This is a genomic window from Lelliottia sp. (assembly GCF_045627565.1).
Lineage (GTDB): Bacteria > Pseudomonadota > Gammaproteobacteria > Enterobacterales > Enterobacteriaceae > Enterobacter.
Genome location: NZ_JAZQNX010000005.1, coordinates 116,847 through 141,266, shown reverse-complemented (window position 1 = coordinate 141,266; position 24,420 = coordinate 116,847). Strand labels below are relative to the sequence as shown.

At 58.0% G+C, this 24,420-nt stretch carries 21 protein-coding genes and 1 pseudogene; 13 read left to right on the top strand and 9 right to left on the bottom strand.

The window, feature by feature from the left end:
- Positions 1 to 432: 432 nt before the first annotated feature.
- From fepC to fepD, 3 genes are read right to left on the bottom strand one after another with little or no spacing between them, the layout of a single operon-like run.
- Positions 433 to 1,233 (bottom strand): iron-enterobactin ABC transporter ATP-binding protein, encoded by an 801-nt coding sequence (fepC, locus tag ACKI5T_RS03180; RefSeq protein WP_407435478.1) that lies wholly within the window; start codon positions 1,231 to 1,233, stop codon positions 433 to 435.
- Positions 1,230 to 2,222 carry an iron-enterobactin ABC transporter permease gene (gene fepG, locus ACKI5T_RS03175; RefSeq protein WP_407435476.1) on the bottom strand — a complete coding sequence of 331 codons (993 nt, stop codon included), beginning with the start codon at positions 2,220 to 2,222 and terminating at the stop codon, positions 1,230 to 1,232. Before fepG ends, fepC begins: the two co-directional genes overlap by 4 nt.
- Positions 2,219 to 3,223: a Fe(3+)-siderophore ABC transporter permease gene (gene fepD / locus ACKI5T_RS03170; RefSeq protein ID WP_041689337.1), complete on the bottom strand. Its 1,005-nt coding sequence runs from the start codon at positions 3,221 to 3,223 to the stop codon at positions 2,219 to 2,221. Before fepD ends, fepG begins: the two co-directional genes overlap by 4 nt.
- A 111-nt stretch (positions 3,224 to 3,334) precedes the next feature.
- Between fepD and entS the strand changes: the two genes are divergently transcribed.
- A complete protein-coding gene (entS, locus tag ACKI5T_RS03165; protein ID WP_407435474.1) occupies positions 3,335 to 4,582 on the top strand; it encodes an enterobactin transporter EntS in 1,248 nt (415 codons plus the stop codon).
- 184 nt (positions 4,583 to 4,766) lie between these two features.
- Here the strand turns inward: entS and fepB are convergent, their stop codons facing one another.
- Positions 4,767 to 5,726 carry a Fe2+-enterobactin ABC transporter substrate-binding protein gene (gene fepB, locus ACKI5T_RS03160; RefSeq protein WP_407435472.1) on the bottom strand — a complete coding sequence of 320 codons (960 nt, stop codon included), beginning with the start codon at positions 5,724 to 5,726 and terminating at the stop codon, positions 4,767 to 4,769.
- Positions 5,727 to 5,913: 187 nt separating this feature from the next.
- Here fepB and entC point away from each other — a divergent pair, with 187 nt between their 5' ends.
- From entC to ACKI5T_RS03125, 7 genes are all read left to right on the top strand, one after another.
- Positions 5,914 to 7,089, top strand: a complete 1,176-nt coding sequence (gene entC / locus ACKI5T_RS03155; RefSeq protein WP_407435470.1) for an isochorismate synthase EntC — start codon at positions 5,914 to 5,916, stop codon at positions 7,087 to 7,089.
- Between the two features lie 9 nt (positions 7,090 to 7,098).
- The gene (entE, locus tag ACKI5T_RS03150) at positions 7,099 to 8,709 is read left to right on the top strand and encodes a (2,3-dihydroxybenzoyl)adenylate synthase EntE (RefSeq protein WP_407435468.1); all 1,611 of its coding nucleotides are present in this window, start codon (positions 7,099 to 7,101) and stop codon (positions 8,707 to 8,709) included.
- Positions 8,710 to 8,719: 10 nt separating this feature from the next.
- Positions 8,720 to 9,574: an isochorismatase family protein gene (locus ACKI5T_RS03145; protein ID WP_407435466.1), complete on the top strand. Its 855-nt coding sequence runs from the start codon at positions 8,720 to 8,722 to the stop codon at positions 9,572 to 9,574.
- Complete coding sequence (gene entA, locus ACKI5T_RS03140) at positions 9,574 to 10,329, top strand: 2,3-dihydro-2,3-dihydroxybenzoate dehydrogenase EntA (protein WP_407435464.1); 756 nt, start codon at positions 9,574 to 9,576, stop codon at positions 10,327 to 10,329. Before ACKI5T_RS03145 ends, entA begins: the two co-directional genes overlap by 1 nt.
- Entirely contained in the window at positions 10,329 to 10,742 is a 414-nt protein-coding gene (gene entH / locus ACKI5T_RS03135) for a proofreading thioesterase EntH (protein WP_407435462.1), read from the top strand. Before entA ends, entH begins: the two co-directional genes overlap by 1 nt.
- Positions 10,743 to 11,154: 412 nt before the next feature.
- Positions 11,155 to 13,260, top strand: coding sequence for a pyruvate/proton symporter CstA (cstA, locus tag ACKI5T_RS03130; protein WP_407435460.1), 2,106 nt, complete (start codon positions 11,155 to 11,157; stop codon positions 13,258 to 13,260).
- A 91-nt stretch (positions 13,261 to 13,351) separates the two neighbouring features.
- Entirely contained in the window at positions 13,352 to 13,549 is a 198-nt protein-coding gene (locus ACKI5T_RS03125; RefSeq protein WP_407435458.1) for a YbdD/YjiX family protein, read from the top strand.
- Here the strand turns inward: ACKI5T_RS03125 and ACKI5T_RS03120 are convergent.
- From ACKI5T_RS03120 to ACKI5T_RS03105, 4 genes and pseudogenes are all read right to left on the bottom strand, one after another.
- Positions 13,546 to 13,863 (bottom strand): annotated as a pseudogene (locus ACKI5T_RS03120) (helix-turn-helix domain-containing protein); the annotation flags it as partial. The gene ACKI5T_RS03125 and the pseudogene ACKI5T_RS03120 sit on opposite strands and share 4 nt — an antisense overlap.
- Positions 13,761 to 14,123, bottom strand: a complete 363-nt coding sequence (locus ACKI5T_RS03115; protein ID WP_407435456.1) for a type II toxin-antitoxin system RelE family toxin — start codon at positions 14,121 to 14,123, stop codon at positions 13,761 to 13,763. The gene ACKI5T_RS03115 and the pseudogene ACKI5T_RS03120, both read right to left, overlap by 103 nt.
- A gap of 202 nt (positions 14,124 to 14,325) precedes the next feature.
- Positions 14,326 to 15,069 (bottom strand): SDR family NAD(P)-dependent oxidoreductase, encoded by a 744-nt coding sequence (locus ACKI5T_RS03110; protein ID WP_407435454.1) that lies wholly within the window; start codon positions 15,067 to 15,069, stop codon positions 14,326 to 14,328.
- Positions 15,070 to 15,155: 86 nt separating this feature from the next.
- Complete coding sequence (locus tag ACKI5T_RS03105; protein WP_407435452.1) at positions 15,156 to 16,244, bottom strand: oxidoreductase; 1,089 nt, start codon at positions 16,242 to 16,244, stop codon at positions 15,156 to 15,158.
- Between the two features lie 159 nt (positions 16,245 to 16,403).
- Here ACKI5T_RS03105 and ACKI5T_RS03100 point away from each other — a divergent pair, with 159 nt between their 5' ends.
- The 4 genes from ACKI5T_RS03100 to ACKI5T_RS03085 all read left to right on the top strand — a co-directional run bounded on the left by ACKI5T_RS03100 (position 16,404) and on the right by ACKI5T_RS03085 (position 21,388).
- Positions 16,404 to 17,906, top strand: a complete 1,503-nt coding sequence (locus ACKI5T_RS03100; RefSeq protein ID WP_407435450.1) for a sugar ABC transporter ATP-binding protein — start codon at positions 16,404 to 16,406, stop codon at positions 17,904 to 17,906.
- Positions 17,903 to 18,898: an ABC transporter permease gene (locus tag ACKI5T_RS03095; protein ID WP_012016537.1), complete on the top strand. Its 996-nt coding sequence runs from the start codon at positions 17,903 to 17,905 to the stop codon at positions 18,896 to 18,898. The genes ACKI5T_RS03100 and ACKI5T_RS03095 overlap by 4 nt, the downstream gene beginning before the upstream one ends.
- A 30-nt stretch (positions 18,899 to 18,928) precedes the next feature.
- The gene (locus ACKI5T_RS03090) at positions 18,929 to 19,993 is read left to right on the top strand and encodes a sugar ABC transporter substrate-binding protein (protein ID WP_407435447.1); all 1,065 of its coding nucleotides are present in this window, start codon (positions 18,929 to 18,931) and stop codon (positions 19,991 to 19,993) included.
- A gap of 150 nt (positions 19,994 to 20,143) precedes the next feature.
- A complete protein-coding gene (locus ACKI5T_RS03085; protein ID WP_407435445.1) occupies positions 20,144 to 21,388 on the top strand; it encodes an LVIVD repeat-containing protein in 1,245 nt (414 codons plus the stop codon).
- 507 nt (positions 21,389 to 21,895) lie between these two features.
- Here the strand turns inward: ACKI5T_RS03085 and mtnK are convergent.
- Complete coding sequence (gene mtnK, locus ACKI5T_RS03080) at positions 21,896 to 23,095, bottom strand: S-methyl-5-thioribose kinase (RefSeq protein ID WP_407435443.1); 1,200 nt, start codon at positions 23,093 to 23,095, stop codon at positions 21,896 to 21,898.
- 105 nt (positions 23,096 to 23,200) lie between these two features.
- Between mtnK and mtnA the strand changes: the two genes are divergently transcribed.
- Entirely contained in the window at positions 23,201 to 24,229 is a 1,029-nt protein-coding gene (mtnA, locus tag ACKI5T_RS03075) for an S-methyl-5-thioribose-1-phosphate isomerase (RefSeq protein WP_407435441.1), read from the top strand.
- Positions 24,230 to 24,420 lie beyond the last annotated feature (191 nt).

Here is a 24,420-nt window from a genome sequence, read left to right as displayed (position 1 = left end):
ACCCTAGCCCTCTCCCTCAAGGGAGAGGGAACCGTTCTGCGCAGTCATTCAGTCCGGCAGACCACATCCCGGCGAATCGGGAGCGCTGGTGGTTTTTCTCCCTCTCTGTATAGGGGAAGGAATCGTTCTGCGCAGCCATTCAGTCCGGCAGATCACTTCCGGCGAATCGGTAGCACTAGTGGGTTTTCTCCCTCTCTGTATGGGGGAAGGAATCGTTCTGCGCAGCCATTTAGTCCGGCAGATCACATCCCGGCAAATTGGGAGCGCTGGTGGTTTTCGGCCTCTCCCCCGGTGCGGGAGCGCTGATATTTTTTCTCCCTCTCCCTGTGGGAGAGGGGCGGGGTGAGGGCACCACAGCGCACGAAGCAAAGCAAAACGGCAACACGAAGTTGCCGTTACTATTTCTCAATCACCTCTTTGAGGTGAGATGAATCAGACCGCACGCCGTCCTATCGGCACCACCAGCGGCGTACCGGCAATCGGATCGTCGATAATCATGCAGCGCATCCCGTAGATCCGCTCGATCAGCTCTGGCGTCACAATCTCTTTCGGCGCGCCTTCCGCGACGATTTTCCCGTCGCGCAATGCAATCAAATGCGTGGCGTAGCGGCACGCCTGATTCAAATCATGCAGCACCGCCGCCAGGGTATACCCCTGCGTGCGGTTCAGTTCACTCAGTAGTTCCAGGAGATCAATCTGATGGCTGATGTCCAGCCAGGTCGTCGGCTCATCCAGCAGCATGATCGACGTCTCTTGCGCCAGCACCATTGCAATCCACGCGCGCTGTCGCTGCCCGCCGGAGAGCGTATCGACGCTTTGCCCGGCGAGATCGGTAATGCCCGTCGCCTGCATTGCGGCAGTCACCGCCGCTTCATCCTCTTTACGCCAGCGGGTAAACATCGGCTGATGCGGATAACGCCCGCGGGCGACCAGCTCTTGCACGGTGATGTCGCCCGGCGTCGTGGCGTTTTGCGCCAGCAGCCCGATGCGCCGCGCCACCTCTTTACTGGCGAACTGCTGAATCTGTTCGCCGTCGAGATACACGCTCCCGTGCTGCGGTGTCATCAGACGGCTTAGAGTGCGCAGCAGCGTGGATTTCCCGCAGCCGTTCGGGCCAATAATTGCCGTAAAATGGCCGTCGGGAATCGCCACATTTAACGCCTGCGCCACGGTTTTTTTGCCGTAACCGAGGGTGAGGTTTTCGCCGCGCAAGCGGGTAGCTGTCTGGATCATTTCTTGCGGGACTCCTGAACTAACAACACGATGAGATAGATACCGCCAAGACTGACGGTCACGACGCCCACCGGCAGTTGATAAGGCATAAACAGCTGCTGGGCGCAGAGATCCGCGACCAGCAATAAAAGTGCGCCGCACAGCGCCGACTGGGTGAGACCCCAGCGCGCCGTGCCGCTGATGCGGCGGGCGATGTGCGGGGCAACCAGCGCGATAAACGAAATCGGCCCCGCAATGGCGGTGGCGGCAGCGGTAAGGACGACGGCGACCAGCATCAGCGTCAGACGCGAGCGTTCAACGCTCACGCCCAGCGCGCAGGCACTATCGTCACCCATCTCGAGCAGGCGCATTCGGCGCACCAGCAGCCACGCGCAGATAAACATCAGCATGATAATCGGCGTGGCGGGTAGCGTTTTGGCCCATGTCAGGCCGTTTAGCGACCCAGCGTTCCACAGCCCGGCGGTGAGCGATGTTTCAAGCGACGCACGCAACAGCAGCCAGGTGTTGAAGGCCATCAGCATGGCACGAATACCAATGCCGATAATAATCAGGCGGAAGGTTTCAATTCCGTTGCGCCAGGCCAGCGCCCAGACGACAAGCGAGGTGAGCACGCCGCCGGCCATCGCCGCAAAGGCAATCGCCGTGAGATGCTGACCAAACAGCACCATCGCGACCAGCACGCCGCTCCACGCGCCGGTGTTGAAGCCCATCACGTCCGGGCTGCCCAGCGGGTTGCGCAGCAACGACTGGAAAATCGCGCCGCTCACGCCAAGCGCAGCACCCACCAGAATTGCCATCACCACGCGCGGCAAACGCCATTCGGTGACCACCATCGTGATATTGCGCGGGGCGCTGCCAGTGAGGGCGTTAAAGACCTGGGTGAAATCGAGCGTCACCGCGCCGCTGCGCAAACTCCAGACGGCGGCCACGAGGCTGGCGAGCACCAGCAGCAGGCAGGTGCTGACTAATCGGCGGGAAGGGGTTATCACAGCGCACCTCCACGCTTACGGCGAACCAGGAAAATTAGCACCGGTGCGCCGATAAAGGCACTGACCACCGACACGCGCAGCTCGCCCGGCACCAGCAGGCGGCCAATAATATCGGCAAACAGCAGCAGAACGGGCGTCGCGAGCAGCGTAACGGGCAGCGACCAGCGGTGATCGGCCCCCACCAGCCAGCGCGCCATGTGCGGCATCATCAGGCCAATAAAGGCAATCGGCCCGACGACAGCCGTCGCGCTGCCGCACAACACGGTTATCGTTAATAATCCAATTAATTGCGTTCGCGCCACGCGGCTACCGAGCGCGGTGGCGGTGTCGCTGCCGAGGCTCAGGCTGTTGAGTGCGCGGCTTAAAAACAGCGCAACGGCGGCGGCGATAAGCACCGGGATCGTGACAATTTGCAACGTCTGTAGCGTGCGAATATCCAGCGATCCGGCCTGCCAGAAGCGCAACTGATCCCATACGTCGGGATTGAGCAGCGCAATCCCGCTCGATAACCCTTCGAGCACCGCGCCAAGCGCGACGCCCGCCAGCGTCAGGCGTACCGGGCTTAACTGCCCACCGCCCTGACTGCCGGTAAACGCGACGATCAACGATGCGGCAAGTGCGCCACAAAACGCCATCACCAGTTGTTCCGTGGGGGAGGAGAAGCCAAACAGCGCTGCGCCGAGCACAATCGCGAAACTGGCGCCCGCGTTGACGCCCAGAATACCCGGATCGGCCAGCGGATTACGAGTCAGCGTTTGCATGAGGGCGCCCGCCAGGCCAAGCGCCGCACCGGCCAGCAATCCGGCGAGCGTGCGCGGCAGACGTGCGTCGAGCACAATCGTGCAGTCGGCGCTTTGGCATGTGCCGGAAAGGGCATCAACAATGACGGATGCCGGCAGCGGTTTTGCGCCGACCAGCAGGCTGAGCGCCATAGCAAGAATTAACAGCATTAACAAAGCGGGCAGCGCAACGGCGCGTACCGCGAGAGGAGAAGACAACATAGCAACGTCCATGATTTGATAATGATAGTAATTATCGTTATCTATCTTATTTGGCTATGTTAGCATGTGCGACCACGAAATTGGTAGAGAGTTAGACCTCAAGGCCTTGTCATGAATCAAAAATCCTGGCTGCTTAATCTCAGCCTGCTCAAGACGCATCCCGCGTTTCGCGCCGTTTTTATCGCGCGTTTTATCTCCATTTTATCCCTCGGCCTGCTCGGCGTTGCCGTGCCGGTACAGATCCAGGCCATGACGCAATCCAGCTGGCTGGTTGGTTTGTCTGTGACCTTGACGGGCAGCGCGATGTTTATTGGGCTGATGGTCGGCGGGGTGCTGGCGGATCGCTACGAGCGCAAAAAATTGATTCTGCTGGCGCGCGGCACGTGCGGCGTTGGCTTTATTGGCCTGTGCCTGAACGCCATGCTCCCGGAGCCGTCGCTCATTGCGATTTATGCGTTGGGTTTATGGGACGGTTTCTTCGCCTCGCTGGGCGTGACGGCACTGCTGGCGGCTACGCCTGCGCTGGTCGGGCGTGAAAATTTGATGCAGGCGGGGGCGATCACCATGCTCACCGTGCGTCTCGGATCGGTGATTTCGCCGATGGTAGGCGGCCTGTTGCTGGCAACCGGCAACGTGGCGTGGAACTACGGTCTGGCGGCAGCGGGCACTTTTATCACCACGTTAACCCTGCTGCGTTTGCCGCTTTTGCCACCCCCGCCACAGCCGCGTGAACATCCACTGAAATCATTGATGGCGGCGATTCGTTTTCTGTTTAGCAATCCGCTGATTGGCGGCATCGCGCTGTTGGGCGGGCTGCTGACGATGGCGAGTGCGGTGCGCGTGCTCTATCCGGCGCTGGCGATCGAGTGGCAAATGAGCGCCTCGCAGATTGGCTTGCTGTATGCGGCAATTCCGCTCGGTGCGGCATTTGGCGCGCTGACCAGTGGCAATCTGGCGCACAGCGCGCGTCCGGGTCTGATAATGCTCTCTGCAACCGTCGCTTCGTTTATCGCCATCGCTTTCTTTAGCCTGATGCCGTTCTGGGCGTTGGGCGTAGTGTGTCTGGCACTGTTTGGCTGGCTGAGCGCGGTGAGTTCGCTGCTGCAATACACCCTGATTCAGACTCAGACGCCGGAAGGGATGCTGGGGCGCATCAACGGTTTATGGACGGCGCAGAACGTGACGGGCGATGCGATAGGGGCGGCAATCCTGGGCGGGCTTGGCGTGATTATGACGCCGGCGGCATCGGCCAGCAGCAGTGGATTTGTATTGGCGATTGTCGGGGGGATTTTGCTGGTCACGCTGGCGGAGCTGCGGCGGTTCCGTCAGGAACCGATGTTGAAGGACAGTGCAGCATAATGCCCTCACCCCGACCCTCTCCCACGGGGAGAGGGTGAAAACACTAAAAATGGCAACTGGATTGCCGTTTTGCTTTTACCTGGTGCGGCTTGATGCCCTTACCCGGACACTTTCCCACGGGGAGAGGGAGTAAACCTGAGGCCTTCTTTCCGACCGGAGAGGGAGAAGACAATCAATTTCGGACTTACTTGAACAGCGCGTTTAAACGTTCCAGCACCAGCATGGCGCTGTAATAATCCAGACGGAAGGTCTCTGTTCCCAGCGCCCAGACGCGTTTGTTTTGCACCGCAGGCAGGTGCGCCAGCAGTGGATTAGCGTAAATCGCATCGACGTCTTTCTGGTCGCCCGCAAACAAGAATAGCCCTTGTCCATTCAGCCCTGCCGCCAGATTCTCACCCCCCAACTGGATAATGTCGTGGCGCTTACCCTGACTTTTTGAGGTGTTCAGCCCAGCAGGCAACTCAGCCAGCTGGAATCCGAGCTGTTGCAGGAATTTGCCCTGCGCCGATTCCCCGGTCCACAGGTTCGCGCTGTGCGCGGCGGCGGTGTAGACAATCGCATTCACCGGCTGCGGCGGGAGTTTCATCTGCTGCTTCACCAACGCCAGTTGTTGAGCAAATTCGGCGATGCGCGCGGCGGCCTGCTTTTCGTGTCCGGTCAGCGTGCCGAGTTGAGTCAGCAGTTCCTGCCAGCTTTTGTCGTCGTAATTGATGACAAGCGTCGGCGCAATGGCGGAGAGCTGATCGTAAAGCGCCACGGCAGAATCACCGCCGGTCGCACTGATCAGGATCAGGTCCGGCATTTGCGCGGCAACGGCTTCAGCGCTTGGCTCGCCGATATAGAGACGCGAAACCTGCCGTTTTTTAGCGATATCTCCCCACTGGCGCATAAATCCTTGCGCATCCGCCACGCGGTTATTCGGCGTTGTCGCGCCGCTGGCGACAACCGGCGCGTCAATCGCCAGCAGCGAACCGGTCAGCGTCACGCTGGTAGAAACAATGCGCATCGGCTTGCTTTCCAGCGTATGAACGCCATGGCTGTCGGTGACCTGACGGGGCCAGTCGGCGGCGGTGGCTGAGGTTACTCCTAAAACAAAAAGTCCTGCTAAAAGCAGGGCGTGACGACAAACAGCAGGGAGTTTCACAAAGCGGCATCCTGTTTTTGTTGAGGTTAATGCTTCTCATTTTCATGAATGCAACGAAGGGATGCAAGCGATAGTCGCACAAGATGCGCTGTCGGCGGTTGACAGAGTCGCGCTCTGCTATTAGGTTAGCCATCGAAAATATAAATGATAATTATTCTTACTGCGTTTATCATTTTAGGAGGATGATATGGATACGTCATTGGCTGAGGAAGTTCAACACACCGCGACCACGCTGCAATCAGACAGCTTTTTCTTTATGTCGCCAAACCGCAGTTTCACCACATCTGGCTGTTTTGCCCGTTTTTCGGAGTCCGCAGCAGGCGGCGGCGATCCGGCAGGTGCCTTCCAGCAAAAGCTGGCGCAGGCCTTCAGTGACGCCAAAGCCAGCGGGATTTCGCATCCCATTATGGTTGGCGCCATTCCGTTTGATACCCGCAAACCGTCGTCACTGTTTATTCCGCAAAGCTGGCAAACCTTTTCGCGCCCGGCGCGACAGAAATCCGCCCGCTACCATTCCGACTCGCAGGAACTGACGGTCGTAAGCCGCACGGAAATCCCGCCGCAGCCCGTATTTGAAGAGATGGTTGCCCGCGCCGCCGCGCTCACAGCAACGCCGCAGGTTAATAAAGTGGTGCTTTCTCGCCTGATTGATATTGCCACCGATCGACACATCGACAGCGGTGCGTTACTGGAGCGCCTGATCGCACAAAATCCGGCGAGCTTTAACTTCCACGTTCCGCTCGAAGACGGTGGTGTGCTGCTGGGGGCAAGCCCCGAGCTGCTGCTGCGCAAAGAGGGCGCGCATTTTAGCTCGTTGCCGCTGGCCGGTTCCGCGCGTCGTCAGCCGGACGATATGTTGGATCGCGAGGCCGGAAACAAACTGCTGGCGTCTGAAAAAGATCGCCACGAGCACGATCTGGTGACGCAGGCGATGAAAACGGTGCTGGAAAAACGCAGCCATAAACTGGCGATGCCGTCTTCTCCGCAGCTGATCACCACCCCCACGCTCTGGCATCTGGCAACCCCGATTGAAGGCGAAGCGCGAGAAAACGAAAACGCCCTGACGCTGGCCTGTCTGCTGCACCCGACGCCTGCGCTGAGCGGTTTCCCGCATCAGGCCGCCAAAGAGATAATCGGCTCTCTCGAGCCGTTTGACCGCGAACTGTTCGGCGGGATCGTCGGCTGGTGCGACAGCGAAGGCAACGGTGAATGGGTCGTGACGATCCGCTGTGCGCGCATTCATGAAAACACGGTTCGTCTGTTTGCAGGCGCGGGCATTGTCCCGGCTTCATCGCCCGTCGGCGAATGGCGCGAAACCGGCGTCAAACTCTCCACCATGCTCAACGTTTTTGGTTTGCACTGAGGAACAATCATGACTCTTCCCTTTACCCGTTGGCCTGAGGAATTTGCCCGGCGCTACCGTGAAAAAGGCTACTGGCAGGATGTGCCGCTGACCGACATTTTGACGCGTCATGCTGACAACGACGCGACGGCGGTGATCGACGGTGAACGGCACTACACCTACCGTCAGCTCCACCAGGCAGCGAATAATCTTGCGTCCGCACTGCAGGCGCAGGGGATCAAGCGCGGCGAAACGGCGCTGGTGCAGTTGGGCAACGTGGCCGAGTTTTACATCACTTTCTTTGCCCTGCTGCAGGCGGGCATTGCCCCCGTGAATGCGCTCTTTAGCCATCAACGCAGCGAGCTGAACGCGTACGCACTTCAAATTGCGCCTGCGCTGGTGATTGCCGATCGCCAGCACGCGCTGTTTGCGGGCGATGATTTCCTGAATACGTTTGTCGATGAACACCGCTCCGTGCGCGGAGTGCTGCTGCGCGGCGATAACGGTGAACACGCGCTGGAGACGGCTATCGCGCGTCCGGCTGACAACTTTATCGCTAGCCCAACGCCTGCCGATGAAGTGGCGTTTTTCCAGCTTTCCGGCGGGAGCACCGGCACACCAAAACTGATCCCGCGCACGCACAACGACTACTACTACAGCATTTTGCGCAGCAATGAGATTTGCGGGATTACGGCTGACACTCGCTACCTGAACGCGCTGCCCGCGGCGCACAACTTTGCGATGAGTTCCCCGGGATCGCTGGGCGTGTTTATGGCCGGTGGGTGCGTGGCGCTGGCGAACGATCCGAGCGCCACGATCTGCTTCCCGCTGATCGAAAAACACCAGCTCAACGTTGCGTCTTTGGTTCCTCCAGCGGTCAGCCTGTGGTTGCAGGCCATTGCAGAAGGGGCGGGTAACGCTCAACTGGCATCACTGACGCTGTTACAGGTGGGCGGCGCACGGCTTTCCGCCACGCTTGCGGCGCGCATTCCGGCGGAAATTGGCTGTCAGCTGCAGCAGGTATTTGGCATGGCGGAAGGGCTGGTGAACTACACCGCGCTCGACGACACCCCTGAACGCATCATGAACACTCAGGGCCGTCCGATGTGTCCGGATGACGAGGTGTGGGTGGCGGATGAAAACGGGCAACCGCTGCCGAGCGGTGAAGTCGGGCGTTTGATGACGCGTGGGCCGTACACCTTCCGTGGCTATTTCAACAGCCCGGAACACAACGCCAGCGCTTTTGATGCCGACGGTTTTTACTGCTCCGGCGATCTGATCGCCATTGACGAGCAGGGTTACATCACCGTACAGGGGCGCGAAAAAGATCAGATCAACCGTGGCGGCGAGAAGATCGCGGCGGAAGAGATCGAGAATTTACTGCTGCGCCACGAATCGGTGATCCACGCGGCGCTGGTCAGCATGGAAGACAGCCTGCTGGGCGAAAAAAGCTGCGCGTATTTGGTGGTGAAAAAAAACCTGCGCGCGGTGGATGTGCGTCGATTCCTGCGCGAGCAGGGGATTGCAGAGTTCAAACTGCCGGACAGGGTCGAGTGCGTGGACGCGCTGCCGCTGACGCCGGTCGGGAAAGTAGACAAGAAACAATTGCGCCTGTGGCTCGCTGAACGCGCCCAGGGCTGAGGAACAGATTATGGCGATTCCAAAATTAACCGGTTACGCGCTGCCGACGGCGGCTGAGCTGCCGAACAACAAAGTGAGCTGGGCGTTCGAGCCTGAGCGCGCTGCGCTGCTGATCCACGATATGCAGGAATATTTCCTCAACTTCTGGGGCGAAAACTGCCCGATGATGGACCAGGTGGTGGCGAACATCGCGCAACTTCGCGATTACTGCAAAAAGCACAATATTCCGGTCTATTATACCGCGCAGCCAAAAGAGCAGAGCGATGAAGACCGCGCGCTGCTGAACGACATGTGGGGACCGGGCCTGACCCGCTCGCCGGAACAGCAGCGTATCGTTTCGGAACTGACCCCTGATGAAGCCGATACCGTGCTGGTGAAATGGCGCTACAGCGCGTTCCACCGCTCGCCGCTGGAGCAGATGCTGAAAGAGACCGGTCGCAATCAGCTGCTGATCACCGGCGTTTACGCGCACATCGGCTGTATGACTACCGCCACCGACGCTTTTATGCGCGATATCAAACCGTTCTTTATCGCCGACGCGCTGGCCGATTTCAGCCGTGAAGAGCATCTGATGTCGTTGAACTACGTGGCGGGTCGCACCGGACGCGTGGTGATGACCGACGAGCTGCTGCCATCTGTACCCGCCAGCAAAGCGGCGCTACGCGCTGTGATTCTACCGCTGCTGGACGAATCCGACGAGCCGATGGACGACGAAAACCTGATTGATTACGGTCTCGATTCCGTGCGCATGATGGCGCTGGCCGCCCGCTGGCGCAAAGTTCACGGCGATATCGACTTCGTGATGCTGGCGAAAAATCCGACTCTCGATGCCTGGTGGGCGCTGCTGTCCCGCGAGGTGAAGTAATGGCCGGATTCGATTTTACCGGCAAAACCGTCTGGGTGACGGGTGCGGGTAAGGGCATCGGCTACGCCACGGCGCTGGCGTTTGTCGAGGCGGGCGCGCTGGTGACTGGCTTCGATCTCGCCTTCCCGGCGAACGATTATCCGTTCGCCACCGAAACGCTGAACGTGGCGGACGCGACGCAGGTGAATGACGTTTGTGGGCGCGTGCTGGCAAATTTGGAACGCCTGGACGTGCTGGTCAATGCGGCGGGCATTTTGCGCATGGGCGCGACCGAGCAGCTGTCGCAGGAGGACTGGCAACAGACCTTTGCGGTGAACGTCGGCGGGGCGTTTAACCTGTTCCAGCAGACGATGGGCCAGTTCCGTCGCCAGCAGGGCGGGGCGATTGTTACCGTGGCCTCTGACGCCGCGCACACGCCGCGTATCGGGATGAGCGCATACGGCGCATCGAAAGCCGCGCTGAAAAGCCTGGCGCTGACCGTTGGCCTTGAGCTGGCGGGCAGCGGCGTGCGTTGTAATATCGTCTCACCAGGATCGACCGACACCGACATGCAGCGCACGCTGTGGGTGAGCGACGATGCTGAGCAGCAGCGCATTCGCGGCTTTGGCGAGCAGTTTAAGCTGGGTATTCCGCTCGGCAAAATTGCGCGTCCGCAGGAGATTGCCAACACGATTTTGTTCCTTGCATCAGACCACGCCAGCCACATTACGCTGCAGGACATCGTGGTGGATGGCGGCTCAACGCTGGGGGCGTAATGATCTGGAAACGTCACTTATCGCTTGAAGAACTTAACGCCACCAGCCTGAACACGATGGTGGCGCATCTGGGCATGGTTTACACGCGCATCGGCGACGACACGCTGGAAGCCGAAATGCCGGTGGATGCGCGAACGCATCAGCCGTTTGGCCTACTGCACGGCGGGGCGTCCGCGGCGCTGGCGGAAACACTCGGTTCGATGGCCGGTTTTCTGATGACCCGCGATGGGCAAAACGTGGTGGGAACGGAGTTGAACGCGACCCACCATCGCGCGGTGTCGCAGGGAAAAGTGCGCGGCGTTTGTCAGCCGCTGCATCTTGGGCGTCAGAACCAGAGCTGGGAAATCGTAGTGTTCGACGAACAGGGACGGCGCTGCTGCACCTGTCGGTTGAGCACGATGATGCTGGGGTAGTGGGTGCCGTTTGATGCCCTCACCCTAACCCTCTCCCACAGGGAGAGGGAACCAGTCATGCGGTTTTTGCTCCTCGCTAACGTTCCTGTGCAGCTAAATGCGCTCTGCTTTTCTCCCTCTCCCTTGGGGAGAGGGAATCGCTCATGCGGTTTTTGCTCCTCGCTAACGTTCCTGTGCAGCTAAATGCGTTCTGCTTTTCTCCCTCTCCCTTAGGGAGAGGGCTGGGGTGAGGGGCAAACATCAACTCAGTGCTATTTTCCATCCCGGCACGCGCTAAAGTGATCCGCTTAACACAGTGAAGTAAATATCTGGTTTGACCACGCATTATTGCGTTTCAAAGTTGTTAAATTTCAAGCCGTGATCTAGAAACAAAATGTAACATCTCACTGTTTCTCGCTAACGGACAACAACTATGAACAACTCAGGGAAATACCTCATCTGGGCAATGCTCTCCGTTGTAGGCGCATTTGCTCTGGGCTACATCGCCCTCAATCGTGGTGAACAGATCAATGCGCTATGGATAGTCGTGGCTTCCGTCTGCATTTATCTGATCGCGTATCGTTTCTACGGACGTTTTATCGCCGACAAAGTGCTGGCGGTAGACGGAACTCGCATGACGCCAGCTGTTCGGCATAACGACGGCCTGGATTATGTTCCAACGGATAAAAAAGTGCTGTTTGGTCACCACTTTGCGGCGATTGCCGGGGCGGGTCCGTTAGTCGGGCCGGTACTGGCGGCGCAGATGGGGTACTTGCCGGGCATGATTTGGATCCTGGCGGGTGTTGTGCTGGCAGGCGCAGTACAGGACTTTATGGTGCTGTTCGTCTCGACTCGTCGCGACGGGCGTTCGCTCGGTGAGCTGGTGAAAGAGGAGATGGGCGCAACGGCCGGGGTCATCGCGCTGATCGCCACCTTTATGATCATGGTGATCATCCTGGCGGTGCTGGCGATGATCGTGGTGAAAGCGCTGACCCACAGCCCGTGGGGAACCTACACCGTGGCGTTCACTATTCCGCTGGCGCTGTTCATGGGGATCTACATTCGCTACATCCGTCCGGGGCGCATTGGTGAGGTCTCAATCATTGGCCTGTTCTTCCTGGTGTTCGCGATTATTTCTGGCGGCTGGGTGGCGGAAAGCCCAACCTGGGCACCGTATTTTGACTTTACCGGCGTACAACTGACCTGGATGCTGGTGGGTTACGGGTTTGTGGCGGCGGTTCTGCCGGTCTGGCTGCTGTTGGCCCCGCGCGATTATCTCTCTACCTTCCTCAAAATCGGCACAATTGTTGGTCTGGCGATTGGCATTCTGATCATGCGCCCAACGCTGACCATGCCTGCGCTGACCAAATTTATTGACGGCACCGGCCCGGTCTGGACCGGTAACATGTTCCCGTTCTTGTTTATCACCATCGCCTGTGGCGCGGTATCGGGCTTCCATGCGCTGATTGCATCGGGCACGACGCCGAAAATGCTGGCGAACGAGAATCAGGCTTGCCTGATCGGTTACGGCGGCATGCTGATGGAATCCTTCGTCGCCATCATGGCGCTGGTTTCTGCCTGCATTATCGATCCGGGCGTGTACTTTGCGATGAACAGCCCAATGGCGGTTCTGGCACCTGCCGGAACGGTTGACGTGGTCGCTTCTGCGGCGCAGGTTGTGAGCGGCTGGGGCTTTGCCATTACACCGGAAACGTTAACGCACATTGCCAATGAGGTAGGGGAACAGTCGATTATCTCCCGTGCAGGCGGCGCACCGACGCTGGCGGTGGGGATGGCGTACATCCTCCACGGTGCGCTCGGCGGGCTGATGGATGTGTCGTTCTGGTATCACTTTGCGATCCTGTTCGAAGCGCTGTTTATCCTGACGGCGGTCGACGCCGGTACACGTGCGGCGCGCTTTATGTTGCAGGATCTGTTGGGGGTGATCTCGCCGGGGCTAAAACGCACCGATTCATTACCGGCGAACCTGCTGGCGACGGCACTGTGCGTCCTGGCCTGGGGTTACTTCCTGCATCAGGGCGTGGTCGATCCGCTAGGCGGCATCAATACCCTGTGGCCGCTGTTCGGTATCGCCAACCAAATGCTGGCAGGCATGGCGCTGATGCTCTGCGCGGTCGTGCTGTTCAAAATGAAACGTCAGCGTTACGCATGGGTGGCGCTGTTGCCAACCTCGTGGCTGCTGATTTGTACGCTGACGGCTGGCTGGCAAAAAGCCTTTAGCCCGGACAACAAAGTCGGTTTCCTGGCGATTGCTAACAAGTTCCAGGCGATGATCGACAGCGGCAAAATCCCGGCGCAGTACACTGAGTCTCAGCTTTCACAGCTGGTGTTCAATAACCGTCTGGATGCCGGACTCACCATCTTCTTTATGGTGGTGGTTGTGGTGCTGGCGTTGTACTCTTTGAAGACCGCGCTGGCGGCACTCAAAGACGACAAACCGACAGCGAAAGAGACGCCATACGAGCCAATGCCAGAAAACCTGGATGACATTGTGACTCAGGCGAAAGGGGCGCATTAACGACTCACCCCTCTATCCCTCTCCCCTGCGGGGAGAGGGAACATACATAACCCTCTCTCTCATGAGAGAGGGATTGAAAGAGAGAAACATCATGTTCGACACGTTATCCAAAGCAGGGAAATACTTAGGCCAGGCAGCAAAAATGATGATTGGCGTGCCGGACTACGACAACTACGTCGAACACATGCGCATCACCCACCGCGATCAGACGCCGATGACCTATGAAGAATTTTTCCGCGATCGTCAGGACGCTCGTTACGGTGCCAAAGGCGGCGTGAAGTGCTGTTAGCCCTCTTTAGGCAGATAGAGACTGATTTGTTCCTGCGCGCAGCCGTAAAGAGCAGCCAGCTTTTCACGTGTTCGTTTCTGCGGGCGGGAATCTACCGCTTCAAGTTGCGAGACGGCAGACTGACTGATGCCGAGTTTGTCGGCCACTTCCTGCTGCGATAATCCGCGCAGAATTCGCCATGCGGCCTGCAGGCTCACGTTCTGCCAGGTCATTATGCTGCAAACCTCGCCTGGCAATTCCACGTTATCCAGGCTGTCATGTTCGACCTCAATATCCTCCAGGTCGTCTTCGGTTTCATCATCATATTCTGACAATTTAGATATGCGGTAGAGGTTCTTCGTTTTACGGATAAAACATAACAGTCGTCGTGCGTTGGTCCTCCGACCGTAAAAATGACCCGGTATTCGCCTACGCGCAGACGATAATGGCCGTCAGGAACGGTCATTTTCCTGATATCAGGCGGCGGGGCTGAACGGTCACCCAGTTGAGTTAGTTTCGTCTCAATGCGTTTCTGATACCGGCTATCAATTTTCGACAACGCCTTTTTCGCCACGGTTGACCAGATAATCTTCATCCGTACCTCCACTGTTCACCCCTGCACTTTATAAGGAAATAATAAGGTTATTAGTTAAATTCTGATTTTCTTATGCAGATACTGTAGGGCGGAGAAACGGCGGGTGAAAGAGGCAAAACGCAGCGTGTCGGGATGGCTCGCAAACGCCTCTGCGGGTCGACAGAGGCGTGCGAAAAAGCGGAGTTGCGATCGCAAATTTCCGTCAGGCGTTTAACCCGCCATCCACATCCAGGCCGGTACCAGAAATCTGTCCTGCCTGCGGACTGGCGAGAAACGTCACTGCCGCCGCAATATCCTCCGGCGTGCCGTAATGACCGGTGGCAATCAGCTGGCGCTGTGAGTCGGCCTGTTCGCCGTCCGCCGGATTCATATCACTATCCGTAGGGCCAGGATGCACCAGATTGACAGTAATTCCCCGTGGTCCCAGGTCGCGCGCCAGACCACGCGTCAGAGAATTAAGCGCGGATTTGCTCATTGAATAAACGGAGATTCCCGGCTGAGCAACGCGATTGGCCAAACAACTGCCAATATTGATGATGCGCCCGCCCTCTTTAAGATGCGCAAGGGCGGCCTGAATGGCGATCACGACGCCGCGAATATTCACGTTGATCACCGCGTCGATATCCGCCAGGGACATGGATTCCAGCGGACCGCCGCGCGCGATGCCGGCATTGTTGACCAGAATATCCAGCCCGCCGAGGGTCTGCACCGTCTGGTTAACCGCATGCTGAATCGCCTGAGCGCTCGCGCTGTCTGCCTGAATGGCTTCGCTGCGCCGCCCAAGCGCGGCGATTTCATCGGCGACAGCCTGGGCTTTATCGGCGGATTTTTCATAGGTGATGACCACATCGGCCCCTGCGCGTGCCAGCGACAACGCAATGGCGCGCCCCAGCCCACGGCTGGCTCCGGTGACCAGCGCCTTTTTACCTGTTAAATCGATCTGCATGATGACCTCTTACGAGAGTGGTGAGATTCATCATTAGGTATAGAGGGAGTTTTTCCCCCGTCAATGCGCTAAACGGGGGAGGGCAATTATCGGCGGAAGGATTCCACTTTCTCAAATGCGGCGCGTAAAACTTCAGGCGACAGCGCAACCGGCAGGTAATGAATGGATTCGACTGGACGCAGCGTGTGGGCGATGACGGTATCTATTTCGGCACGGTTGTTGATGTCCACGTCCAGTTCGCGCAGGGTGGTCGGCAGATTGAAACGCTCATACGCGGCAATCAGTTGTGCCAGAACATCATCCTGACCGAGCAGGGCGCTTTGCACCAGAATGCCGTAAGCCACTTTGGTGCCGTGCAGGAACTTGTCGGTTTGCGGTAATACAGTTAAACCGTTATGCACCGCATGCGCCGCCGCCACGCGGGTATAGCGTTCGCCCAGCCCGCCGACCATGCCGCCGCCCGCGATAATGGCATCCACCACATCGCGAAACGCCTGCGTCTGCTCCCCGCGCGTCTGATCCGCCAGCGCCTGTTCGCTGCTCTCCAGCAGCACATCACGGATCGCCAACGCACCGTTGATGCCGAGGCGAACGGTCAGCGATAACGCTTCCGGCTTCGGCGCTAAAACCACCGCTTCGTACCATTTCGCCAGCGTATCGCCGATGCCCGCCAGCAGGTATTCCGCCGGGGCGTTCAGAATAATTTGCGGCTCAACCAGCACCAGGAAATTGGCGTCGTCAAAGATCTCAAACTGCAACGCCTGACCGGCGTCGTTATACCAGACCGAAAGCGGCGTCCAGGCGGCACAGGTGGCGGCAATGGTTGGAATGCCGACGAACGGCACGTTTAGACGACGCGCCACGGCTTTGACCGTGTCCATGACCGCGCCGCCGCCTACGCCAATCACGACGCTGGCGTCACTGCCGGATTCATTCACCAGATGGGTGACATCGCGCTCGCTGCAGTGGCCCTTGAACAGCAGATGTTTTGCGCCATCGGCGTTAAAGCTTTCTGGCAGGAAAGGGCGCGCGCCTTCAATTGCGCGTTCGCCGTAAATCCAGACCGCACGGGCAAGCTGTTCAGGCGTGAAGAAATCGTTCAGGCGCGCAAGGCTGCCGCTGTGGGAAAAGTAGTTGGCCGGGCCGGGTACGACACGAATATCGGTATTGCTCATTTTGGGTGTCCTTTATGCGAAGCGCTAACCTGATGTTATGTCTGGACATCCGGATGGCTAATAATATTTAGCTTTATCTTATGCCTTTTCTATCATTGCCAGTCAACCCGACCTGTGAAAAATTCCATAAATCAAAATATTAATGAAGGATTTACGCGGATGGTATCCAGTCGCCTTGAGATGCGCGGTATCAGCCTGGCCTTTTCCGGGTTTCAGGCGCTGTCGCGTGTGGATTTCACGCTGACGGGCGGATCCGTGCACGCGCTAACGGGCGCAAACGGCGCAGGGAAATCAACGCTAATGGCGGTGCTGTGTGGCACCCACGATCACTACGAGGGTGAAATCAGTATTAACAATCAGCCGGTAGCGATCCGCGAACCGCTCGACGCCAAACGGCTCGGTATTCATCTGGTGCAGCAGGAAGTCGACGTGGCGCTGATCCCCGGATTGAGCATCGCTGAAAATATCATGCTCGACAACCTGGCACACCCAGGGCATCGATATCGCTGGAGCGCCATTCGCGAGCAGGCAAAGCTGGCGCTGGCGCAGCTTGACGTGTCCCTGAACGTGCGTCGCTCGATAGACAGCTGCTCGCTGGCGGAAAAACAGCAAATTTTGCTCGCGCGTGCGCTGTCGCATCACTGCCGTTTTCTGATCCTCGATGAGCCGACCGCGCCGCTTGACGCTCACGAAAGCGAACGCCTGTTTGCGGTGGTCAAACGCCTGCGAGAGCAGGGCATTGGCGTGGTGTTTATCTCCCATCGCATCCACGAACTGAAAGCGATTTGCGACACTTTAACCGTGCTGCGTGACGGCAAATTCATTGAATCCGGCCCGATGGCGAATTTAAGCGGCGAAGCGATCGTCGAAAAAATGCTCGGTCACGAGCTGAGCGATATCTACCCGCCCGCGCGACCAAAATACAGCGACGAAACGCTGCTGCGCGTAGAAGGGCTACACGACGACGCGCTGCTAAAAGATATCTCTCTGCATCTGCGCAAAGGCGAAATTCTCGGCATCGCCGGGCTGGCGGGCGCGGGGAAAACCGAGTTGTGCAAGGCGCTGTTTGGCGCGAGTAAAAGCCGTGTCGAGCGCGGTGAACTGCATCAACAACCCTGGAAGCCGCGTGACCCGGCGGATTCCGTGCTTCGCGGACTGGCGCTGGTCCCGGAGGAGAGGCGCAAAGAGGGCATTTTTATCGACGAGCCGGTGAGCATGAATTTGTCAGTGAGCGCTGATAACAGCTTTTCGCGCTGGAGCCTGTTCGGTCATCGTCAGGCGTGGCGCTGGGCTGAGGAAGTCATTGCCCGCGTCGGGGTGCGTGCACGTGGTCCTGGGCAAGTGTTGCGCCGTCTTTCCGGCGGCAACCAGCAAAAAGTGGCGATTGGTAAATGGCTGCGCAATGAGGCCAGCGTGCTGATTTTTGACGAGCCCACCAAAGGCGTGGACGTCAAAGCCAAAACCGATCTGTTCCAGCTTATTGATGGCCTGGCGCGCGAAGGCAAAGGGGTGATTTACGCCTCGGGTGAGTTCGCTGAATTGGTCGGATTATGCGACCGCATCTGCGTGCTGTGGGACGGACGCATCGTGGCGGAAATCGCCGGTGCCGAGGCCCGCGAAGAGACATTACTTTATTATTCAACCGGAGGTACGGCGTCGTGAGCAAGGCCCTTTCAGTGAATACAGCGGCGTCGGGCCGTCAGCAGTTTTTCGATTTTCTCTATAAATGGGGCATGTTGCTGACCGTTGTCGCGCTGGTCGCGATTTTTGGCATCGCATCGGACAACTTCCTCGATCCCTTTAACATCATCAATATTCTGCGATCTATCGCTATCGTGACGGTGATCGCCATTGGCGTCTCTGTCTCGTTGACCGTCGGCGGCTTTGATCTGTCGGTCGGATCGACGGCATCGCTGGCGAACGCGCTGGTGATTTCGCTGTTTGTCTGGCACGGCTTTGGCACTACCGAGTCGATTCTGATCACCCTGGCGCTGTGTACGCTGGTTGGGTTGTTCAACGCCTTTCTCATCGTGATCCTGCGTATTCCGGACATGCTGGCGACGCTTGCCAGCCTGTTTGTGATTCAGGGTGTGGCGATGACTTACAGCTACGGTGGATCGATTACCGAAAACATGGTTCTGCCGAGCGGCGACATGGCCGAAGGAACCATTCCGGCAGCGTTCGGCCTGCTGGGGCAGGTCCCAACAATAGTGATTATCATGCTGGCAGTGACGCTGCTGGCACAGCTTGGCTTATCGCTGACCACGCACGGACGCCGTATGTACGCCATTGGCGGCAATCCGGAAGCGGCGCGCCTTTCCGGCATTCGCACCACCCGTTACAAAGTCGCGGCATACGTGATTGCGTCGCTGCTGGCGGGGTTGGGCGGCATTTTGCTGGCGTCACGCATTGGTTCGTCGCAGGTGAATGCGGGCGGTGGCTATCTGATGGATGCGGTCGCGGCGGCGTGGATCGGCTTTTCGCTGGCGGGTTCCGGTAAGCCAAACGCGCTGGGCACGCTGGTGGGGGCGGTGATCCTCGGCGTGTTGTCTAACGGGCTGGTGATGCTTTCGGTGCCGTATTACGCGATGGACATTATAAAAGGGCTAGTGCTGGCCGTGGCGCTGGCGATTACCTACATACAAAAACGCTAATAACATTTCACAACACAACGGGATAACAAAATGAAAAAAATCGCATTCTCTTTGGTGGCGCTGGGGTTACTGAGTTCGTTGCCTGGCTACGCGGCAACGCCTGCGCCGGTTCCAGCGGCGATCGCTAACCATGAAGGCCCGATCCGCATCGCGGTGATTCGTAACCTGGGCTCCGATGACAACACCACGCAGTTTGTCTCCGGGGCGATTCAGGAAGGTAAAAAGCTCGGCTTTAAGGTCAGTACTTTTCTGAGTAACGGTGATGACGCTAAATTCCAGGACTTTGTGAATCAGGCGATCAGCCAGAAATATGACGGGATTATTTTGTCTCAGGGTCGCGACCCGTATTCCACTGCGCTGGTGAAAAAAGCCGTCGATGCGGGAATCAAAGTGGCAGTGTTTGATACTGCCGTTAACGGTGAAATTCCGGGCGTGACGGTGACTCAGCAGGATGACGCGTCGCTGACCAATCTGTCGTTTGGCCAGTTGGCGAAAGATTTCAACGGCAAAGCCAATATCATCAAACTCTGGGTTGCCGGTTTCCCGCCGATGGAACGCCGTCAGGCGGCGTATCAGGAACTGCAAAAGCAGTATTCGGGCATCAAAGAGCTGGAATCTATCGGCGCAGTCTCTTCTGACGTGCAGGGCGATACGGCGAACAAAGTCGGCGCGGTGCTGGCGAAATATCCGAAAGGCCAGATCGACGCGATCTGGGGTACCTGGGATGCGTTCAGCCAGGGCGCGTATAAGGCGCTGAAAGAGAATGGCCGTACCGAAATCAAACTCTACAGCATCGATATTTCCAACCAGGATTTGCAGCTGATGCGTGAGTCCGGCAGCCCGTGGAAAGTGAGCGTGGCGGTGGATCCTAAGCTGATTGGCGCGACCAACGTGCGTCTGATCGCGAACAAAATTGCCGGTGAGACGACGCCTGCGACGTATGATTTTAAAGCGGCTGCCATTCCGCAGGCGCTGCTGGCGGCGCAACCGGGTGCAGTGAACGTGGCTTCCCTTGGCAAAATCATCCCAGGCTGGGGCCAGACCGAAGACTTTATCGCGCCATGGTTTGCGACGCTGGAAGCGAAAAATCATTAATAGTGCGGTGCGGTCTGATGCCCTCACCCCAGCCCTCTCCCACGGGAGAGGGAGAAAAGACAGATTCCGACCTTTTTCCACGGGGAGAGGGGAAAGACACAGCCTGGCCCTTTCCCGCTGGGAGAGGGTAAAAATCAACAGGGACTTGATATGAACTCTTCATTACCCACCCCTGAATACAGCCGCAATATGCGGTTGATCGGTCATAGCGATCAGGGCGGTCGCCCGGACGGCGTTCAGCTGATGGTGCATCGCGGCTTTGCCTATATCGGTCATATGGTGTCACAGGGGTTTTCGATTGTGGACGTGCGCGACCCGAAAAATCCAAAAGCAGCAGGCTATGTGCCTGCGCCGCCGGGCACCTGGAATGTGCATCTTCAGGCCCATGACGATCTCCTGCTGGTGATCAACGCCCGCGATCTGTTTGCCGATGTGCGTTTCGCCGACGAAAAGGTCTATTACACCCGTCAGGTGGGCGAAACCGTCAGCGACGTGCAGGACAAAGGCTGGAGTGCGGGGCTGCGTATTTTTGATATTTCGACGCAGGATAAACCACGTGAAATCAGCTTCTTGTCACTCGACGGGATCGGCATTCACCGTATCTGGTACGTCGGTGGGCGCTGGGCCTATGTCTCAGCGCTGATCGACGGGTTTACCGACTATATTTTCCTGACGATCGATCTGGCGGATCCGCGCAAACCCGAAGTGGCCGGGCGCTGGTGGCTGCCGGGGATGAATCAGGCGCAAGGCGAAAAGCCCGCTTTCCCGGAAGGAAAACGCTACGCGCTACATCATGCGATTATTGCCGGTGATACGGCTTACGGCAGCTGGCGCGACGGCGGCTTAACGCTGCTGGACGTGAAAGACCGCACGCAGCCGAAACTTATCAGCCATCGCAACTGGAGTCCTCCGTTTGGCGGCGGCACGCATACGGCGCTGCCGTTACCGGATCGCGATCTACTGGTGGTGCTGGACGAAGCGGTGCTCGACAATCAGGAAGATGGCGAAAAGCTGATCTGGCTGTTTGATATTCGTGAGCCGTCGAATCCGGTCAGTATTTCCACGTTCCCACAGCCGGATGAACGGGATTACGTGGCGAAAGGCGCGCACTTCGGGCCGCATAATTTGCACGAAAACCGCCCCGGCAGCTTCATCAGCTCGACGCTGATTTTTGCGACTTATCAAAACGCTGGCGTGCGTGCGTATGATATTTCCAATCCTTATCGTCCTGTTGAAACCGGTGCGCTGGTGCCGGCGGCTCCCGCAAAAATGATGGATACTCGCCCGAACCGCCCGCAGGTGATTCAGTCTTGCGATGTGTTTGTGGATGCGCAGGGCATTATTTACAGCACGGATTATAACGGTGGGCTTTCGGTGATTGAGTATCTGGGGTGAGGGATCGCTAAAGCTTAAGTGCGCGCGTAAATTACCCCTCTCCATTCAGCGAGAGGGCCGAGGTGAGGGAGCGCAGGCGGCTCTGACTTTCTCCCTCTCCATTTAGGGAGAGGGTTGGGGTGAGGGGGAGCAGGCGGTTCGGAGGTGTGTTCCGTTCACTTCATGATTTCTGCTGAGTTGAACAATTGCACTTGTGAACGTGTTAAGGGGGCTATCGCCGCCCCCTTAACAATCCCGGCTCCCGGCAAGAAAACCGCCACTTCGGGGATTACTCGCCCCTTCGGGGCCAGCACGAGCGCTGTTCAAAATTGCGCCCGGCAATTTTGTCTTCGTCTTATTCCCTTAGGCTTTCGGTGGCGGGCGCTGTAACGTCCCTGTAAATGCGCCGCGTCGCCCCGGCCTGCGGAAAACAACTCAGCGATTGACAGCCGGACCAGGACGTCGCTTTTACTTTGTCATTCGCATATGTAAAGGCATTGCTGAACGAGAAGGAAAAAATCCAACGATTCAGCTGTACTGACGCACCCTTGCCACCAGCGCTTCTGCGCTATCAATCCGGTCGGCAATCACGATCAGCGCTTTGCCAAGCGTAATGGCGTGGCGCAGGCATTCGTGGCGCATCGCGTCGTCTTTGATGGTGTCGATATCCACGACGTGCGACAGCCCCACGCTGCGGCGAATCAACTCCGTGCCGCAAAAACCGATCGCATCGGTCCAGACTTTTTTCAGGAACTGAGAGGCGTAGCCTGGCACAGACAACGCGGCATCACGGGTTTTCCCGGTCGCCAGCGCCTGGAAGCGTTCAGAAAAGGTATTCCACAGTTCCTGAATATCCGTCAGACGCTGCTCGCGCGCGGCCGCGGCATCGCGAATCCCCAAATGCCCCGGCAGGCCGCAGAAGTTCAGCAGCAGGTTGCCGATAGCCGTACCGATATCAAAACCGATCGGGCCGTAATACCCGAACTCGGCATCGATCGCTTTGAGGCTGTCCTCGGCGACAAAAATAGAGCCGCTGTGGATATCCCCGTGCAGAAGCGCTTCGGCCTGCGAAAAGAAACGGTGCTTCAACGACGCGACGGCAATTTTGAGCTGGTCGTCACTGCGCAACGCGGCGACGTCAGCCTCCAGTTCAGCCGGATAATTATTGCGTTCGTGAATCTGATACGGATCGTTGAAGAACAGGTCTTCGGTGATCTCGCACATTTCCGGGTTAATGTATTTTGCGACCTGCGCTTTTTTGGCGTGCGGATGCAGATAAAAATCGCTGGTGTGGAACAGCGTATGCGCCAGATATTCACCCAACTGGCGTGAGGCCTGCGGATAATACACGCCGCTAATCAGTTCGCCGCGCCAGATTTTATGGCTGGAGAGATCTTCCATCACCATCACCGCCAGTTCCGGATCGTAATGATGGATTTTGACCGTGTGCTGCGGGCTGTGCTGGTAATGTTCGACCAGCGTTTGCGCTTCGAGACGCGCGCGGTCCAGCGTTAACGGCCATGATTCACCGACACAGCGCACGTAAGGCAGCGCCTGCTTGACGATGATGCGGCTCGCGCCTTGTGCGTCGAAAATTTTAAACACCAGATTGAGGTTGCCGTCGCCTATCTCCTGCGCCTCTACCAGCGATGATGGGTTATCGAGGCCACCGAACTGCTTTGCATACTCCACGGCATCCTGGGCGGTAAAGGTACGGTATTGCGGCATTGCGTGTTCCTCATGGGGTTTGGTAATAAAGACATTTAGACGTCTATACATCTGAATTTTATCCTGACACAATGTGATACATCAACGCAACAGAGAATTAACGACATGCAGACATTACAGACGACCAGCCTGCGGGTGGCGGATAATCAGCTATTTATTCTCGATCAGCAGGCGCTTCCGCAGGAGAAACGCTGGCTGGATGCTTCCACCGTCGAAGCCCTGGTCGGGCACATTCACGCCCTGCGCGTGCGCGGCGCACCGCTGATCGGACTCTCTGCAAGCCTGTTACTGGCGCTGTTAGCGCAAAACGGTCACAGCCGTGACCAGCTGGCCGTGGCGCTGGACACGCTGCGCGCCTCGCGCCCGACGGCGGTCAATCTGATGAATAATCTCGATCGCATGAAGCAGGCGTTATGGCAGGAAGATTTTGTTCCGGCATTGGTGACGGAGGCGCTGCGCCTGATCGAGGAAGATAAGCAGCTCTGCGATGCGATTGCGCGGGCAGGAAGCCAACTGGTGAAACCGGGCAGCCGGTTGCTGACCCACTGCAATACCGGCGGGCTGGCGACGGCAGGGGTGGGGACGGCGCTGGGGGTGATTGCACACGCTTTTGCTGCGGGAAATGTCAGTAACGTCTGGGTGGATGAAACGCGTCCGTTGTTGCAGGGCGGCAGGCTGACGGCGTGGGAACTGGGCGAGCTGGGCGTGCCGTATCAGCTGATCACCGATTCAATGGCTGCCAGCCTGATGGCGAAAGGGCAGGTTGATGCGGTGTGGGTCGGCGCGGATCGTATTGCTGCCAACGGCGACGTGGCGAACAAAATCGGCACCTATTCTCTGGCCGTGCTGGCAAAATTCCACGGCATTCCGTTCTACGTGGCTGCTCCGCAAACGACTCTCGATCCGGACTGCCCGAACGGTGACGCAATCCCGATTGAACAGCGCGCGGCCAGCGAAGTGACGGGTGTTGCGGGGAGCTTTGGCGCGGTGCAGTGGGCGCCGGAAAACGCGCAGGTTTATAACCCGGCATTTGACGTTACCCCGGCATCCCTGATTAGCGCCTGGGTGCTGGATACGGGCGTGGTCACGCCGGACGAGGTGGCAAACGGGAAATTCGTGAGCAGTAGGAACTGATGGGCTTCCACGAAGGGTGGGAGATTGTGCTGGATCAGCTGGTGGGGTATGCGAAGGGGCTTAAACGGTAGTGCTCTTAGACCCCCTCTCCCTTGAGGGAGAGGGCTGGGGTGAGGGGGAGAATTCATTGATCATGTTGAAGAAAGATTTCTCTTTTTAGTATTCCTCATATGACAAATATGGGCTCTCCC

What these genes read in the sequence shown, in the direction of transcription:
- mtnA (WP_407435441.1), top strand. Translation starts at nt 23,201, where the DNA reads ATGCAGACATTACAGACGACCAGCCTGCGGGTGGCGGATAATCAGCTA.
- ACKI5T_RS03115 (WP_407435456.1), bottom strand. Translation starts at nt 14,123, where the DNA reads ATGAAGATTATCTGGTCAACCGTGGCGAAAAAGGCGTTGTCGAAAATT.
- cstA (WP_407435460.1), top strand. Translation starts at nt 11,155, where the DNA reads ATGAACAACTCAGGGAAATACCTCATCTGGGCAATGCTCTCCGTTGTA.
- ACKI5T_RS03110 (WP_407435454.1), bottom strand. Translation starts at nt 15,069, where the DNA reads ATGCAGATCGATTTAACAGGTAAAAAGGCGCTGGTCACCGGAGCCAGC.
- entS (WP_407435474.1), top strand. Translation starts at nt 3,335, where the DNA reads ATGAATCAAAAATCCTGGCTGCTTAATCTCAGCCTGCTCAAGACGCAT.
- entE (WP_407435468.1), top strand. Translation starts at nt 7,099, where the DNA reads ATGACTCTTCCCTTTACCCGTTGGCCTGAGGAATTTGCCCGGCGCTAC.
- entH (WP_407435462.1), top strand. Translation starts at nt 10,329, where the DNA reads ATGATCTGGAAACGTCACTTATCGCTTGAAGAACTTAACGCCACCAGC.
- entA (WP_407435464.1), top strand. Translation starts at nt 9,574, where the DNA reads ATGGCCGGATTCGATTTTACCGGCAAAACCGTCTGGGTGACGGGTGCG.
- ACKI5T_RS03085 (WP_407435445.1), top strand. Translation starts at nt 20,144, where the DNA reads ATGAACTCTTCATTACCCACCCCTGAATACAGCCGCAATATGCGGTTG.
- ACKI5T_RS03125 (WP_407435458.1), top strand. Translation starts at nt 13,352, where the DNA reads ATGTTCGACACGTTATCCAAAGCAGGGAAATACTTAGGCCAGGCAGCA.
- mtnK (WP_407435443.1), bottom strand. Translation starts at nt 23,095, where the DNA reads ATGCCGCAATACCGTACCTTTACCGCCCAGGATGCCGTGGAGTATGCA.
- ACKI5T_RS03100 (WP_407435450.1), top strand. Translation starts at nt 16,404, where the DNA reads ATGGTATCCAGTCGCCTTGAGATGCGCGGTATCAGCCTGGCCTTTTCC.
- entC (WP_407435470.1), top strand. Translation starts at nt 5,914, where the DNA reads ATGGATACGTCATTGGCTGAGGAAGTTCAACACACCGCGACCACGCTG.
- ACKI5T_RS03145 (WP_407435466.1), top strand. Translation starts at nt 8,720, where the DNA reads ATGGCGATTCCAAAATTAACCGGTTACGCGCTGCCGACGGCGGCTGAG.
- ACKI5T_RS03090 (WP_407435447.1), top strand. Translation starts at nt 18,929, where the DNA reads ATGAAAAAAATCGCATTCTCTTTGGTGGCGCTGGGGTTACTGAGTTCG.
- fepD (WP_041689337.1), bottom strand. Translation starts at nt 3,223, where the DNA reads ATGTTGTCTTCTCCTCTCGCGGTACGCGCCGTTGCGCTGCCCGCTTTG.
- fepC (WP_407435478.1), bottom strand. Translation starts at nt 1,233, where the DNA reads ATGATCCAGACAGCTACCCGCTTGCGCGGCGAAAACCTCACCCTCGGT.
- ACKI5T_RS03105 (WP_407435452.1), bottom strand. Translation starts at nt 16,244, where the DNA reads ATGAGCAATACCGATATTCGTGTCGTACCCGGCCCGGCCAACTACTTT.